This is a genomic window from Sulfurospirillum diekertiae (genome assembly GCF_011769985.2).
Classification (GTDB): domain Bacteria; phylum Campylobacterota; class Campylobacteria; order Campylobacterales; family Sulfurospirillaceae; genus Sulfurospirillum; species Sulfurospirillum diekertiae.
Genome location: NZ_CP039734.2, coordinates 952,671 through 967,895 on the forward strand (window position 1 = coordinate 952,671; position 15,225 = coordinate 967,895).

13 protein-coding genes are annotated in these 15,225 nt (G+C 37.7%); 2 read left to right on the forward strand and 11 right to left on the reverse strand.

Annotated features, from left to right (window positions below):
* Positions 1 to 72: 72 nt before the first annotated feature.
* The 5 genes from FA584_RS04815 to fliW all read right to left on the reverse strand — a co-directional run bounded on the left by FA584_RS04815 (position 73) and on the right by fliW (position 6,702).
* A complete protein-coding gene (locus tag FA584_RS04815) occupies positions 73 to 510 on the reverse strand; it encodes a type II secretion system protein (protein ID WP_167750379.1) in 438 nt (145 codons plus the stop codon).
* Positions 510 to 1,466 carry a type II secretion system protein gene (locus tag FA584_RS04820; RefSeq protein ID WP_167750380.1) on the reverse strand — a complete coding sequence of 319 codons (957 nt, stop codon included), beginning with the start codon at positions 1,464 to 1,466 and terminating at the stop codon, positions 510 to 512. The genes FA584_RS04815 and FA584_RS04820 overlap by 1 nt, the downstream gene beginning before the upstream one ends.
* Positions 1,463 to 2,140 (reverse strand): type IV pilus modification PilV family protein, encoded by a 678-nt coding sequence (locus tag FA584_RS04825; protein ID WP_167750381.1) that lies wholly within the window; start codon positions 2,138 to 2,140, stop codon positions 1,463 to 1,465. The genes FA584_RS04820 and FA584_RS04825 overlap by 4 nt, the downstream gene beginning before the upstream one ends.
* Positions 2,140 to 6,237 (reverse strand): Calx-beta domain-containing protein, encoded by a 4,098-nt coding sequence (locus FA584_RS04830; RefSeq protein ID WP_167750382.1) that lies wholly within the window; start codon positions 6,235 to 6,237, stop codon positions 2,140 to 2,142. Before FA584_RS04830 ends, FA584_RS04825 begins: the two co-directional genes overlap by 1 nt.
* Positions 6,238 to 6,306: 69 nt before the next feature.
* Positions 6,307 to 6,702 (reverse strand): flagellar assembly protein FliW, encoded by a 396-nt coding sequence (fliW, locus tag FA584_RS04835; protein ID WP_167750383.1) that lies wholly within the window; start codon positions 6,700 to 6,702, stop codon positions 6,307 to 6,309.
* Positions 6,703 to 6,868: 166 nt separating this feature from the next.
* Between fliW and FA584_RS04840 the strand changes: the two genes are divergently transcribed.
* Entirely contained in the window at positions 6,869 to 7,516 is a 648-nt protein-coding gene (locus FA584_RS04840) for an outer membrane protein assembly factor BamD (protein ID WP_167750384.1), read from the forward strand.
* 116 nt (positions 7,517 to 7,632) lie between these two features.
* The gene (gene lon / locus FA584_RS04845) at positions 7,633 to 10,056 is read left to right on the forward strand and encodes an endopeptidase La (protein ID WP_167750385.1); all 2,424 of its coding nucleotides are present in this window, start codon (positions 7,633 to 7,635) and stop codon (positions 10,054 to 10,056) included.
* A gap of 45 nt (positions 10,057 to 10,101) precedes the next feature.
* Here lon and rpsR read toward each other — a convergent pair whose 3' ends face one another.
* The 6 genes from rpsR to FA584_RS04875 form a co-directional block, all read right to left on the reverse strand.
* Positions 10,102 to 10,368 carry a 30S ribosomal protein S18 gene (rpsR, locus tag FA584_RS04850; RefSeq protein ID WP_012856656.1) on the reverse strand — a complete coding sequence of 89 codons (267 nt, stop codon included), beginning with the start codon at positions 10,366 to 10,368 and terminating at the stop codon, positions 10,102 to 10,104.
* 106 nt (positions 10,369 to 10,474) lie between these two features.
* On the reverse strand, positions 10,475 to 10,984 hold the full coding sequence (locus FA584_RS04855) for a single-stranded DNA-binding protein (RefSeq protein ID WP_087438333.1): 510 nt from the start codon (positions 10,982 to 10,984) through the stop codon (positions 10,475 to 10,477).
* A gap of 13 nt (positions 10,985 to 10,997) precedes the next feature.
* Positions 10,998 to 11,405 carry a 30S ribosomal protein S6 gene (rpsF, locus tag FA584_RS04860; protein WP_088437302.1) on the reverse strand — a complete coding sequence of 136 codons (408 nt, stop codon included), beginning with the start codon at positions 11,403 to 11,405 and terminating at the stop codon, positions 10,998 to 11,000.
* A 72-nt stretch (positions 11,406 to 11,477) separates the two neighbouring features.
* Positions 11,478 to 12,464: a DNA polymerase III subunit delta gene (holA, locus tag FA584_RS04865; protein WP_096046358.1), complete on the reverse strand. Its 987-nt coding sequence runs from the start codon at positions 12,462 to 12,464 to the stop codon at positions 11,478 to 11,480.
* Positions 12,457 to 14,403 carry an RNB domain-containing ribonuclease gene (locus tag FA584_RS04870; protein ID WP_096046359.1) on the reverse strand — a complete coding sequence of 649 codons (1,947 nt, stop codon included), beginning with the start codon at positions 14,401 to 14,403 and terminating at the stop codon, positions 12,457 to 12,459. Before FA584_RS04870 ends, holA begins: the two co-directional genes overlap by 8 nt.
* On the reverse strand, positions 14,400 to 15,212 hold the full coding sequence (locus FA584_RS04875; protein ID WP_096046360.1) for an HDOD domain-containing protein: 813 nt from the start codon (positions 15,210 to 15,212) through the stop codon (positions 14,400 to 14,402). The genes FA584_RS04870 and FA584_RS04875 overlap by 4 nt, the downstream gene beginning before the upstream one ends.
* Positions 15,213 to 15,225 lie beyond the last annotated feature (13 nt).

Sequence of the window (15,225 nt, forward strand, 5' to 3'; positions counted from 1 at the left end):
CCTCTTTCAAGGGTTTGTAGAGTCAGTATAACAAATAAAACCTTAAATGAAAAGGAGATTTTAGGGCTGATTTTAGGGTTTTTGAATGGTGCGACGATGCAAGCGAATAGGTTCTGTGGAGATGTTGTGATCTTCAACAATAGTGTCAATTATCACAGTAATATTAGAGTCAGAAGTAACAACTGCATTACTCAATATATTGCATCCAGCAGGAAGACCGCTTCCCATATAATTTATGGTGATATTAATATCAAAAAGAGGTGCAGCTGTGGTTGGATATTGTGAGATAATAGAATTGATACAATTGCTTGTCGCATTGATATCATGCCCACTAATTGCCAAAAGCGCAAACTCAGTGCCACTTTGTACCAAGAGCTCCGCTTGTTCTCTTAGGTACAAATCCGTGGTTTGTTTGGTGGAAAAGCTTGAAAAAGAGAGCGATAATGCTGCAATGGAAGCTACCAGTACCATGAAAATGATTGCAGTAATGAGTGTAAATCCTCTACGCATTAGTAAATTACCTTTTCTTTACAAGCACTAAAGTCGAAGCTACCACTTTGGTTATTGTCATGAATGCAAAGCTTGATACGCACAACATCGCCATCTTGACGAATACGAAAAGTGCTGACATGTTCGGCTAAGATTGTTTGTGATCCATTTTGATAGGTTTCACCTTGCCATGGTTGATAATTATATTGGAGGAACAACGTAAAGTCAGTTGCACTGTTGCTACCTGGCATAATCGCATAAGCGGTATGTGAAAGATAGTATTGTTCAAATAGATCGCCAGAACCATCAGTGTCAAGATCGGCTAAGCCATTAGGAACACTTAAAATATCTCGATTTGTCGTACAATCATTATTTTTACATGTAACGTTGTTTTCGTATTTGGAACTAGGTGGGTAATAATCTGCAAATGTACCTATTTTGCTACCTTTAAAAATGAGAGTAGGGAAGTTTGTACCGGGTGTTCCATCCATAGAAACGGCATTATTGGTGAGTGCTTTTATTGTATTATTTGCAAAATCGAGTCTGCTACCAGGTGTTTTTAATGTTCTTATGGTAACACTGCCATTTGTTTCATTACTATCCATATCGATGAGCCCACTCCATCCAGGCACAACAGACGTACCATTGTGTTCACCCAAAAAACTTTCATTACTTATACCGATCCATTCGATAATAGTATGATCACCTGCGGCAGTAGGGTTAGCATTGGGTAATGAAACCCATGTTCCTCCATCATCTGTAGTTACGCGTACACTGTCTTTGATACGATACTGCAATCGTTTTGCGATTTGCTCTAAAGTAATTTCCGTTTGGCTTTGAAGGTAGTTGATAGCGCGTGTTCGTAGATAGTTGGTATATAAACTAGCGACAATCTCTGCTCCAATGCTTGCAACGATTCCAAAAACAACGATGACCATCACCAGTTCTATCATAGTAAAAGCGGAGCGTTGTTTCATTTGTAAGGCCTTGAAGGAAGAAGTGTCGATTCACCAATATTACATGTAAAGGCGCGTAACGTAATGTTTTGATCGCCTCCTGTAACTTGTACAGAAATGGTTTTAATATTAGTAATAGCATTTGCGTTAGCAAAATCAAATACAAAATTATTAAGAGGGGTGTTGCTATAGGTTGCGGTATCTCTTGCATAGGTAATGATAGGTTTCAGCGTCAGTGCAAACACATAATCAAGTCCTTTGCCTGCATTTTCCAAAGTAGCAGAAATGTTTGTATCTTGTCCGTTAAAACGATCAACATCATTACCACCTGTAGTGTTTGTATCTGTAGCAGATCTAGCCGCTAAGGCTATAGAGGTGTCAAACAATTTTCGTCGATAGTTGGCATTAACATGACCGACTCTTTGATCGGTTGTCCCTGTACGATTTAAATCGCCATTTCCATTAAGAGTATCAAGCACATAAGAGCGTTGAGCGGTTGCACTATAACTATTATCATCCCATTCATAGGTCAGAATATCACCAATTTTTGCTTTTGCTGCAAGAATCGCTTCTTGTTGCATCGCAAAGGCGTTGTTATTTTGTACTTGCGTTAAGATAAGGGGTAAGCTCATCACCGCAATGCCCATAATGACGATAGCAAAAACAAGCTCAATCATCGACATAGCAGAGCGCATTACCATTCCATCCTACGATTTGTTCGCACAGAAGAGTTAACATCGACCGTTTTACCAAGGTTCCCTTGGCCAGCCCAGTCACCAGAACGTATAAATTCAACATTAAAGTCATTGGTCGTAGCTGCGGTATTGGAAGAATTATAAAGTAAGCACCATGATGAAGGTGTCATCTGAATACGATCTGTATAGGGAGCCACTGCATTTTTAAGCGTATTGGTCTCAATGCCGTTAGCAATAGCTCCTGAGGCTGTTTCATCAAGGTTATTTATCAAGGTTGTTCCTACTGAAGAAAACTTTGTTACATTTCCATCATTGTTTACATGTAAAGGATTTTGATACCAAGTAAGCGATGTTGGACTTTGTACTCCAATGATATTGAAATCAGTCTTAATACAATTTTTACAATAAATCTCATAGCGAATAGTAGTATCGATGTTAGTAGGTCCTCGATAGTCAGTTGAATAAACACGACCATAGTAAAAAGTTGTATTTTGATCTATTGTCCTATTAAAATCAATTCCTGACGTTCCATTACTATCAATAACATTGGTAATATTGAAATCATTTTTTGCAATTTTAAATGGTTCGTCTGCTGTAGTAATAGTGCGTGTAAAATTAAATAATGATGTTAAATTAGATGCTGTACCATTAGTAAAATTACCTTCGGTTGAGCTAAAAGGTGCTTGTGCAAGTGTTGCATTGTTTTCTAAATGGGATGTGGCATTAGTGTCGTCAAAATAATGAATACGATTTTGAGTAGTTGAAGTTGATAAATTTTTATTATTGATAAGGGCAAGAGTGTAGTCAATGTTTCGTGCATAGCACTTGGCTGTGTAATTAGTTGCAGTTGTTATAGCGTCATTTAAAACAGCCGTTGTTGTTAAAAGAGCCTTAGCACTCATATTATTATCATTTGATATATACGTAAAATTGCCGTCATTAAAATTTTTTAGTGCTAATTGATTATTAAATTGTTTTGGACTAAATGTAAATTGTTGTACTTTTTCAATAAGACATCCCACTTTGCCATTTCCATCAGGCTCTGATGCAGTGCTTTCCGCTAAACAATCACTATTTGAATTTTGATCTATTGTTGTCCAATTGTTGTCAGAAACGGTTACGTTTACATCCCCTACATTATTATAAGTAAAAGTACCATAAGTGGCTATTCCATTAGTGAATGTCATAGGATTAAGTGCATTTTGCGCTGCTGGAAGATTGCATCCTGCAGGGATGATTAGATCTAAAAGTGCTTTTAAGCTAGTAGTATTTGTAGTTATTGCTTGTGTATAGCCATTTACAGCAGTGTTGTTTGTAACAGCATTTACAGTAAGTGTATAATTTGCTCCTCCAACTAAATGTGCAGCGTTGGTGGTCATTACGTAAGTAGCTGGTCGAATGGCAAAGCTATCACGTGAACAGACATATTTTGTTGTACCGCTATCATTGTATGCTACTTTAAAAGCAACATTTTTATAGGCAGTTGAGTAGTTAAGTGATAGTGTTTTTGAACTTTCACTGGTAAAAGAGATAGTTTGAGCAGTTGTCAAGGGTGATGCAGCATCGCATTTAGCTTGTTTTTGAGCATCTGTATCTGCTACTAAATAGTTCGGCTCTGATATTAAGCTTAAATTAACATCACCAGTGTAGCTTTTTAGAGTGGTATAATCAGTATTGAGTACCAAGAGTTTAACATTAAAATCTTGCCCTGCAATCTGTGTGTAAAGTGCATTATCGCTAGTTGTACCATCTTTTGAGTTTGTGCTACCTGAAAAATTTTGATTGACAACATTAAAAACACCTAGTGGAGCGCTAACCGTTATTAAAGAATTAAAATCTTTACATACGCCAATATTGACTGGTGATTCATCTCCTATTCGAAGTCCCATACTAGAGTTTTCGTAAGAGACTTTGTAGACATTGGCAATGGTGATGTCTCCTGATGTTTGTAATTTTTCTTTAAAGGAAATATACGCTTTATTGTTAGGATCATTGGTAACATTTGGCGTTAAATCACCACCATTGGTACCATTTGCACCTGTGCCAATATTCCATACAGAAGTATTTGTATCAGAGTAAAATGTTGCTATATCGCTATCATTGGCATCTGTTTTACTGGTATAGGCACTTTCACCTACATTTTGAATTTGAGTGCTTTCAGGTTTATATGCAAGATTGGTATCATCATGCTCCATCGTGATTTGAACTTTTTGTGCAGTTTCTAAGTTGCCATCACTAGCATCTTTTTTCATGTTGGCTATCCATGTTTTAATAGTAATAATATCGCCAACTTTTGCACTTGTTAATGTTGCATTTCCGTCCGCATTATAATAAGCCTCTACGTAGCAGACACGTGGTTCATAAAGCTCGGTGGTAAAGGCAACAACGCTAGGAAAATAAGTATCTTGAGTAGATGTTAATGTAATAGTTGCACTAGTTGTGCCATTACCGATAATTTGAGGATGTGATGTATTTCCATCTACGCCAATATTGTGGTTTTGGATATCAATACCTTCCGTATTGGAATAATTAGGATTTGCATTAAAACCACTCATTGTTGAATAAAAAGCATTTGTATCATTAATTGCCGTACTATTGACGTAAAGCTTATCTCCAGCGATATTTTTATCTCCCTCTCCTACAAAAAGCGAAAGAGTAGAATTTATGCTACCACTAGTTGGTGTTAAAAATCCTGTAGGTGTGATGTTTACAGTATTGAACCCATAGGCATTTGCCACTCTTTTGTAACCGTCGTAAACAGAGATATTTTTTAAAGAAGAATTACTATCTTCGTAGACAACGACTAATACCCACGCTCCAAAATTACCTAGACCACTACTATCGGTTCCTGTATTGGCTTTAATATTAGCACCTGTAATCCAACCATTGACCGTGGCACCTGTTTGCCCAATCAATGAAGGTAAGGCAGCAAACGTATCATAGGTATAACCATAAGTACCATTAGCATAGAGGTCGATTACTTCAGGAATACTGGATATTGTCCCCATATTTGGGATAGTTACATAAATAGGGTCTTTTAAAATTGTTGTTACTGAGGTTGAATTATACGTATTAAGATATCCTTGAGAATAAATCCCTGCCCATTTGATTGTTGCCGTTGTTGGTATGTTAAGTTGAGCTTGAGATGAGTTATTATAATTTCGGGTTATCCCATCAACATCGATATATTGTAGATTTAAATCAGAGTTGGTTAGGTTTCCAGTATAATCATAACAGACACCATTATTTTGAACACATAAAACCGTATTGCCAATAACTTGTAATCCACCTTTAATATTTCGAGTTGTTACAGGATTACGAATGGCAAATTCACGTTCACCTATGGTAACGGTTGGGTTGTCATCATTTAAAATAGTACCTGTTGCCGTTGTTCTTGAAATTGTTGCTCCAGAAGCATTAGACAAAGTAACAGTAAAAGTTTCATCAGGTTCAATCACTGTATCACCAAGAATAGGAACTGAAATGGTCTGAGTGGTTGTACCAACTGAGGTAAAAGTCAATGTCCCACTTGTAGTAATATAGTCACTTCCAGCGGTTGCTGTTCCGTTAGCAGTTGTATAATTGACACTTGCATTAGCACTTGGCGATAGCGTTACAGTAAAATTCATATATGAAGTTCCACTGTTACCTTCTGCCAAAGATGCATCAGCAATAGAAAGTGTGGGCAATGAAAAAGTTCCATTTAGGCTGTACCCTGTAGTACTTGAATTACTTCGAGTTAATTGTAGTGTATAGGTGCCAGCAGATACGGCAATATTTCCTGTTGTAGAGTTTCCTTTTGTAACCGTGCCAGACGTCCATGTAGCTGTGGAAGAACACGTTCCTGTAGGAAATAAAGAAGCTGTTAAACTTCTTGTTCCAGAACCAGAACTAGTATTGTTTATAGTTAAGTTTAGTGTCCCAGGTTGAGAAACATTGATTGTATAATAATCGGCAGTAAAACTGTTATTACTATGACTATACGTTGTTGCAGTTGTATTCCAAGTTCCTTGTAAGGGGCCAGTACATGCTCCCCAACTTATCACATGAAAAAAAATGATTAAAAAGATGAATAAGAATAAGCTATTTTTTTTCATAACAACACCTCTAAAATATCTTTACATGTAAAGGTAGAAAATACACACAAGTGTCGTGCACTACGCTATTTACTCAGCTTTTTCTTTATTTAAGTATTGTGAAATACTTTCCATTAAACCAAACTCAGGGTAGAGGTTTACATCTAAAACGACTTGAGCGACACTGCCGTTATCAACATTAAAGACAAGGGGTGCGATAAAATTGATGGTTGATGTTTCGATAGGTGTGGCAATAATCATAATATTTAAAATAAGAATGTTTGTTTTTTCATTAATATCAAGCAAAGCTCTAAAATACTCAGGGATTTCAAATTCATAAGAGCGGATCATAAAAGGATTGATGAGTGTAAAGACAGTTGGGTCGGATTTAGAGATAAATTTGACAAAAAAATCATCAAATTTTTCGAGTTCTACTTCTTTGATGGATTCAAATCCTGGGATCGGCGCTTTAACAGAGAAGATCATACTATTCCTTTTGCAAAATAATTATTTTATCTATTGTATCATTTTGTACGTTAAATGCGACAAGAACTCTGAAAGAAATCGTCTAAAATGGGAAATTATCTATTTTTATTTTAAGATAACAAAAAAGAAGATACAATAGGTTTTTTTAACACAAAGGATAGAGTAAATGAAGATAATAAATGTTCTTATTGTGGCGTCATTGGTAGCTTTAATCAGTGGTTGTGCTTCTAAAGATAAAGAGGTTTTTAATATGCCAGCAACCTATTGGTATGAAGAGATCGCCAAAGAAATTAAAGCTCAAGATTTGGAAAAAGCAGACTCACGATATACATCTTTAGCCAGTGAGCACATCGAATCCCCACTGCTTCCAGATGCAATGATGATGCTTGCCAATGCGCATATTCAAGATGAAGAGTATGTTTTAGCCAATTTTTACCTTGATGAGTATTTGAAACGTTATGGTAGTAAAGCCAACGCCGATCATGTTCGCTACATGAAAATCAAAGCAAACTATGAGGCATTCCCCAATCCAAATAGAAATCAGCAACTTCTTTTAGATACGATTGTTCAAACCAAAGATTTTATAGCAAAATATCCTAACTCAAAATTCCGCCCTTTAGCGGAAACGATTTTAGCAAGATTGGAAATGGGTGAGTATTTCTTAAATGAAAATATCAAAGATCTTTATAATCGTGTTGATAAGCCAGATGCAGCGCAATTATACGATGAAAAACTCAAAAAATCTTCTTTGGGTGACGCAAAAATTATAGAACCAAGTGTTCCTTGGTATCGTTCTTGGTTTGAGAAAAAGTAGCCACAAAAACTTTTTATTTACTTCTTTACTATACAATCTAATTACGGCATAAGAGCTTGACTCTTATGCTCTTACATGTAAAATAACTAAAAACACACTATGACGGAGATTGAGAGATGAAACTCAGTGATTATACCGCCTTTCCCGCGGACATTCCTATTGTCGTCGAAGACAATTTGTTTTTATACCCTTTTATGATTTCACCCCTTTTCTTAACGGATGATGAAAATATTCGTGCCGCGAATGACGCTTTAGAACATAACTCATTAGTGATGGTATGTACGGCAAAAGCTGGAAATGAGCATGGACGTGATTTTAATGCGATTTATCCAGCCGGTGTTATTGGCTCTATTATGCGTAAAGTGGATCTGCCTGATGGAAGAGTCAAAATACTTTTTCAAGGTATGCAAAAAGGAAAAATTTTAAAAGAGCTCTCTTCTACACCCCTTCGTGCAACGATTGATTTGATTCATACGCACCGTACAGAAGCGATGAAAGTAGAAGCGACATTAGCCGTTTTGAGGGAAAAAATTGCACTTTTAGGAACATTGGGCGGACAATTTCCTCCTGATCTAATCAAAACGATTGAAGATAACAACGACATTCATCGCATTACAGATTTGATTGCAAGTAGTATGAAGCTCAAAAAAGAGCAAGCCTATAAACTTTTTGTTGAAGAAGATGATGAAAGTAGATTACTCCAACTTATCGACTATGTCATTGAAGAGATTGAATCAAGCAGACTTAAAAAAGAGATTAAAACCAAGGTTCATTCGCAAATCGAGAAGGTCAATAAAGAGTATTTTCTGAAAGAACAGCTCAAGCAGATTCAAAAAGAGCTTGGAACGGACAATCAACGCGAAGAAGAGATCGAAGAGTATCGCAAAAAGCTTGAAACTAAAAAAGAGTATATGGAAGAAGATGCGTATAAAGAGATTAAAAAGCAAATTGATAAACTCTCCCGTATGCACCCTGATTCGGCTGATGCGAGTTTAATTCAAAGTTATCTTGACTGGGTGATTGAAATTCCTTTTGGTAAGGCAACCAAAAAGAACTTAGATGTTTTGGAAGTTAAATCACAGCTTGATAAAGACCATTATTCTCTGGAAAAACCAAAAGAACGTATTGAAGAGTTTTTTGCAGTGAGAGAGCTTCTTGCTAAACGAGGGCTTGCTGATAAATCAGCCAATGGCGCAATTTTATGTTTTGCAGGCCCTCCGGGTGTGGGTAAAACTTCTTTGGCAAACTCTATTGCCAAAGCACTTAAACGTAAACTTGTACGTATTGCTTTGGGTGGACTAGAGGATGTCAATGAGCTAAGAGGTCATAGACGAACCTATATTGGCGCAATGCCTGGACGTATTGTGCAAGGTATCATAGAAGCTGGAGAGATGAATCCGGTTGTGGTGCTTGATGAGATTGATAAAGTCGCACGAAGTTTTAGGGGCGATCCTACGGCGGTACTTTTAGAAGTGCTTGATCCTGAGCAAAATAACAAATTTAGAGACTATTATCTCAATTTCAATATTGACCTGAGCAAAGTCATTTTTATTGCTACCGCCAACGAAGTAGGCTCAATTCCTGCTCCACTGCGTGATCGTATGGAGTTTATCTTTGTAAACTCTTATACCCCACAAGAGAAGTATGAGATCGCGAAGAAGTATCTTATTCCTCAAGAACTCAAAAAGCATGGTTTGAAAAACAGTGAAGTGAATATCTCCAAACCTACCTTGCAGTTGATTATTGCCAACTATACGCGCGAATCAGGGGTTAGAAATTTACGTCGTAGAATCGCAGATATTTTACGAAAAGTAGCGAAACAGCTTTTGATGGATTCTAATTTAGAAAAAGTAAGTATTACCAATACAAATCTGAAAGAGTTCTTGCCAAAAACTGTTTTTGAAATCGATGAAGTCGATAAAGAAAATAGTGTTGGTATTGTCAATGGTCTTGCTTGGACAAGTGTCGGTGGCGACGTCCTTAAAGTCGAAGCGATTCGTATCCAAGGAAAAGGCGGCATTCAAATTACAGGCTCACTCGGCGATGTCATGAAAGAGTCTGCCAAAATTGCGCTTAGCGTGGTGAAAGTCTTGATTGACAATGGCAAAATTGATGTGCCGCTTTCTATCATTCCAACAACAGGGCTTGATAAAGAAGACAGTGCAAGAAAGGTCGAACCAAGTGATGTTTACAGACGTTATGACCTTCACATTCACGTTCCAGAGGGTGCTACACCCAAAGATGGTCCAAGTGCAGGTGTAACGATGGCAACGGCAATTGCTTCTATTTTGTGCGATAAAAAAGTCAAAAGTGACCTTGCAATGACTGGAGAGCTGACTTTGACAGGAAAGGTTTTACCGATTGGTGGATTGAAAGAGAAGCTGATTGCCGCATACAAAGCGAAGATTAAAACGGCGCTCATTCCTAAGAAAAACTATGAAAAAGATCTTGATGAAATTCCTGATGAAGTGAAAGAAAAGATGAAAATTATCCCAGTATCTCGTGTTGAAGAGGTGTTGGAGTATGCGTTAGTGAAGTAGAAAGAAGAAGCTAGATGGGAGACCATCTAGCTTTACATGTAAAGACTATTGTTGAAGTTGTTCGAAAGGAACAGCCACAACTTTTTGAGTGTCGATGATGTAAGGAATAACTGCTGTAGCACGAGCGCGTTTGATCGCTAGTTCTACCATCTCTTGATGTCTTTTGCAGTTACCTGTTAAACGACGTGGCATAATTTTATATCTCTCTGAAAGAGAATGTCTCAAAATTTTTGCGTCTTTATAATCAATGTATTCTACTTTTGCTTCACAGTATTTGCAATATTTGCGTGCAAATTTTCTTTTCTCTGCCATTTTTTATCCTTTACTTATTTTTATAACGACTCTTAGGCAAAGCCTAATTGTCACTAAAGCTTGCCTTCTTCAAGGCAGATATTTTTACATAGAAATGTAAAAATCGCTAAAACGGTATCTCGTCATCGTTAATATCGATGTCCGGAATTTCATGACCACTATATTCAGGAGTAGATTGTCTTGGATAGGCAGCTGGTTTTTGCTGGTTTGCATTATTGTAACCGACATTTGGCGTTGCCATAGGCTCACCACCATAACTACCACCTTCTGCACCACCACTCTCTTGTCCACCACGTGAATCCATCATTTGAAGTGTTTCAACGGTAATAGAGTGCTTAGAGCGCTTTACTCCTTGTTGATCAGTCCATTGATCGAGCTTTAAACGGCCCTCCACCAATACTTTTTTGCCACGGCTTAAGTATTGATTGGCGATTTCTGCAGTACGTCCAAAAAAGGTGATGTCGATAAAGCAAACCTCTTCACCCTGGCTTCCATCTTGCTTTTTGAAGCGACGATTGGTCGCAAGTCCAGTGGTACAAACTGCACCACCATTGGGTAAATAGCGAAGTTCACAATCACGTGTGAGGTTACCAAGCATAATTACTCTATTGAACATCATGGCTCCTTAATTAAGCTTCAGTTGTAACAGTGTCTTCTACGATCTCTTTAGATTCAACAACTGGTGCTGCTGGTGCATCACTCTTTTTAGTGATTTTATCAACTTGTTTGTTCCAGAATCTAAGTTCTTTTTGATTTTCAAATTTAACAGTCATAAAGCGGATAAACTCTTCAGTAATTCTGATAAGTCTTTCAACTTCAGCAATAGCTGGTGTTGGGGCAGTAAAGTAAAATACTACGTAAGATCCACGCTCAAATTTATCAATTTGATACGCAAGTTTGCGTGTACCCATCTCAAGTGTTGCAGCAATAACTGCACCATTTTTCTCTAAAATTTCTTTTAGAAAACTTAGTTTTGCTTGTAGTTCTTCTACGGTTAATGTAGGTTTTACTACAACAAGCAACTCATAATGTCGCATCGTTTCTCCTTCTGGATTTCACCCAAATAGTGTGTATTTGAGTAAGGATTTTTAGAATAGGTGGGGATTATACTACAAATAACTTTGAAGTTTTATTAAGCTTGAAAGTAAGTAACTGGTCTTTTCAACATTACCTATCTTCTTAAGACGGTATTCAGCATCAATCAATAGGTTGGAAAGCTTATGATACGTTGCAAGATCAATCTTTATAGAGTGTTGGGATCGTTGTGCGGCAAGTTGGGGAGGAAGAGGGTATCCAAGAATAGCTTTCGCATCAAATGTACCATACAATTTAATATAGGCGTGAAATAAAAAAAGCTGTGAAACCTGTGCTTGAATGGCGTTAATAATGCGAATTTCCTCAACACCATCACCTTCAACAAGGCGTTCAAATTCCTCTTTGATATCTTTTTTCTCAAGTAATTTCGTGATAAAAGCGTCCATTGAAACGCTACCAAGTCCATAAACATGCGTGTTGATATCGTTGATACCAATTTCTTTATTCAACACCAAAAGCTTTTCGCATTCATTGACACACAATGAAAGATCTTCGGTGTGAATCATATAGAGTTGTTGTAATGCGTAGCGATCAATGGAGAGCCCCACTGTATTAGCATGATTTTGAAGTAACTGAATAGCTTCATTAAAGTCTGCTTTAAAGAGACGTACAAAAACACCATCATTTTGTTTATCAAAAAGTTTGGTCAGAGGAGTCGCTTTTTTATCTTCACCAAAATATTGATAGATAAAATAACTTGAATCATTTTTCGTACACAGTCCAACCAGTGTTTCAACTTCTTTTGTCGGAAGTGTTTTATCGGTTTTAACTATAAGAATGTTACGGTCACCAAAAAGGGAAGATTGCGCAAGAAAATTTTTAGCAGAGGTAAAGTTATACTCATCAAAATACATCATCACTTTTTCGTCACTCCCCGCCTTTAAAAGAGCCAAAAGTTGTTGGGTTAGTACATTGTTTTGATAGGCACATGCTCCATACAAAAGAGTTGACTTGGGGGCTTTTTGTGCTTTTAAAAGTCCTTCAAATTCTCTTCTATACATCAAAACTCCTCGTGACTCTGGCATATATGCGTGCCGTAGCTATATTGCTTTCGACAATTTTAACTTCAATGCGTTGCAGTAAATGTACATCGTTGTCAAGCAAAAAGATGCGCGCACCTTTGAGGTCATCATTTAACTTTGCAATCGGATTTTGTTCGGTTTCGACGACAATCGCTTTGAAATTATCGCCTACATGTAAAGCCATATAGCGTGCAAATTTACGATCCATATAATCCCATGCCACTTTATCACTCTCTCGCTCTAGTGCGCTTATTTGCTCACATAGGGGCGCAATATCTTTGAGCAAAAAGGTCAGTTTCTTTTCATCCTTTGAGAGTTTTGCTTTTAAAAGACGGTGCAGTGTTAAGTCGCTGTAACGACGAATCGGAGAAGTAAAGTGGGTATAGATGTCAAACCCAAGTCCAAAATGCCCTTTATTTTCAGGTTCGTAAATGGCCTTTTTTTGGCTTTTAATGATGAGTTTGTCAACCTCTTCACGAAGTCCTAGTGCATCTGCTTTCGCTTGAATCCCTTGAATCATTTTGGGCAGATCAGCACTAAGCTTTGCATTGATACCAATGAGTGCAAGGTCATTTAAAAGCATCTCCATACGCTCATAGGAAGGGCTTTCATGGGTTCTAAACATGCCAAAGCCTATCTTCTTTGCAGCTGCTTTATTGGCAAGGAGCATACAGTCTTCAATGAGCCCATGTGAAGGGGTCTCTTCTTCTATAGTAGTTGAAACGAGATTTTGCTGTTCATCCACTCTCATGCGAACTTCTGAAGAGCGAAATGAAAAGGCGTTTTCAAGTCTTATATCACGTAATTTTTGTGTAAGTGTATGTAACGGTAAAAGATACTTTAAGATCGTTTGATCGGCAGCGTCCGCATCGTTGGTTTTACCTTGCAAGAAAAGGTCTATTTTCTCGTATGTATAGCGCTTTGTTGAGTGAATAATACTCTCGAATAGTTCTTCTTTTAGGGGTTTACATGTAATTGGATCGAGAGCAATTTTAAAGGTGTACGCAAGACGATCCACATTGGGTTTTAAAGAGCAGATATTTTCACTTAAAGCACGAGGAAGCATGGGAATGGACTTGTGCGGAAAGTAGATCGAAAAACCACGTTCAATGGCTTCTTTGTCGATGGCACCCATGGCATAAACATATTCGCTGACATCGGCAATAGCCACATAAAGTGTGTGTTGATCCACATCAAAATAGATGGCATCATCAAAGTCTTTGGCATCGACGGGGTCGATGGTACAAAAGGGCAAAGCGGTGAGATCAACACGGTTGGGATAGTAGGCTTTATCCACAAAATCACCATGACTTTTAGCTTCGGTTTCAGCTTCTTTGGTAAAAAACTCTTTTTTATCAAACAGAGCTAAAGAGATTTTTTCATCGACCAGTGGATCATCAAGTGTTCCTAAGATTTCTTCGATGGCATTGGTGATATTATCGATTTTTAAAATGCTTCCAAGCGGAAGTTGCTTGAGTGATTTTTGGCTGGCAGTGATCTCAAATATAGATTCATTTTTGACATTAACACCAACCACTTTGCCTTTGCTCATTTTGGTGTAAACAATGCTTTTCGCAAAAGCGCGTTGGGCGATGTAGACCACAACAGCCTTCGCTCGACCACCTCGTTTATTGGTGATACGTTTGGCAATCACCAAATCGCCACGCATGGCACCATGCAATCCCGAAGCTTCAATAATAAGGTCTTTGGAACGCGTGGGTTCTAGTGAACTTAAATAGCCTGTTCCACTAAAAGAAACGTCCATTTTTCCCACAATATGGGAAGGTTCAAGGATGTAAAGATCATTTTTTGCGATAAGAGCCCGCAGTTGGATGAGTGTTTGAAAATGAGGCAGAAAAGGAGCTGGCACATCTTTTTGTGCCACCCCCTCTTTAAGGCTGAGAAGAAAGTTTTTCACTGTTTAAATTGCTCTACGGTTTGTAAAAATGGTTCTGGCGTTAATCCGTATGCGTCAAACATTTTAAGGGAACGATGGATGGAAATATCGTCAAGCTGTCCGAAGATATTAATACTGTTTCTTACGACACTCAATGCCGCTGAAAAAGCCCTGATATGTTCTTGTGCTTTGGCTGGGTCGTTTGAAAATTTGATGGATTCTACGAGTTCACTCTCTAAATTCCACTGTTCAAAAATTTTCGCAGTAATCTCTTCATTGCAAAAACCTACATACTCTTTTTCAAGGGCAGAGAGTTCATCGGGTGTTTTGATTGTAGAAAGAGCCGTTTTAAACGCAGCATCTTTCCCTTGTTCTATGAGTTCATGTGCAATGATGATTTTGCCAACTTCCATCATAAAAGAGGCAGGTTGAAGGACATCAAGCATCGCTTTATTGACTTTTGAGTACCACTTAAACATGAAGGTGCTTTGCAGTGTGCTAATTTCCAAAAAGGTTGCGTTGGTTAGGTGGTATGGGGCAAGATCGATTTTGATATTTTGTTTAATAGCACTTGAAAGTGCAAAACCGCGCACGGTTGCCATGCCAAAAAGTGATACCGCATGCGCAATATTTTTGATTTCCCTGCTAAAGCCATAAAGAGGTGAATTTGATGATTTTAAGATATTGGCAGTCAGCATTGGATCGCTCTCAACCACTTTGACAAGATCGGCTAATGAGCTGTTTTTATCGACACATATACGCTGTATTTTTAAAACAGTATCATCCAGTGGCGGAAGCGCTTTAACTTTTTTTAAAATATTTTCGTCCATAAGTGATTCCTAG

What these genes read in the sequence shown, in the direction of transcription:
- lon (WP_167750385.1), top strand. Translation starts at nt 7,633, where the DNA reads ATGAAACTCAGTGATTATACCGCCTTTCCCGCGGACATTCCTATTGTC.
- FA584_RS04815 (WP_167750379.1), bottom strand. Translation starts at nt 510, where the DNA reads ATGCGTAGAGGATTTACACTCATTACTGCAATCATTTTCATGGTACTG.
- FA584_RS04875 (WP_096046360.1), bottom strand. Translation starts at nt 15,212, where the DNA reads ATGGACGAAAATATTTTAAAAAAAGTTAAAGCGCTTCCGCCACTGGAT.
- FA584_RS04840 (WP_167750384.1), top strand. Translation starts at nt 6,869, where the DNA reads ATGAAGATAATAAATGTTCTTATTGTGGCGTCATTGGTAGCTTTAATC.
- rpsR (WP_012856656.1), bottom strand. Translation starts at nt 10,368, where the DNA reads ATGGCAGAGAAAAGAAAATTTGCACGCAAATATTGCAAATACTGTGAA.
- FA584_RS04855 (WP_087438333.1), bottom strand. Translation starts at nt 10,984, where the DNA reads ATGTTCAATAGAGTAATTATGCTTGGTAACCTCACACGTGATTGTGAA.
- holA (WP_096046358.1), bottom strand. Translation starts at nt 12,464, where the DNA reads ATGTATAGAAGAGAATTTGAAGGACTTTTAAAAGCACAAAAAGCCCCC.
- fliW (WP_167750383.1), bottom strand. Translation starts at nt 6,702, where the DNA reads ATGATCTTCTCTGTTAAAGCGCCGATCCCAGGATTTGAATCCATCAAA.
- rpsF (WP_088437302.1), bottom strand. Translation starts at nt 11,405, where the DNA reads ATGCGACATTATGAGTTGCTTGTTGTAGTAAAACCTACATTAACCGTA.
- FA584_RS04825 (WP_167750381.1), bottom strand. Translation starts at nt 2,140, where the DNA reads ATGCGCTCTGCTATGTCGATGATTGAGCTTGTTTTTGCTATCGTCATT.
- FA584_RS04820 (WP_167750380.1), bottom strand. Translation starts at nt 1,466, where the DNA reads ATGAAACAACGCTCCGCTTTTACTATGATAGAACTGGTGATGGTCATC.
- FA584_RS04830 (WP_167750382.1), bottom strand. Translation starts at nt 6,237, where the DNA reads ATGAAAAAAAATAGCTTATTCTTATTCATCTTTTTAATCATTTTTTTT.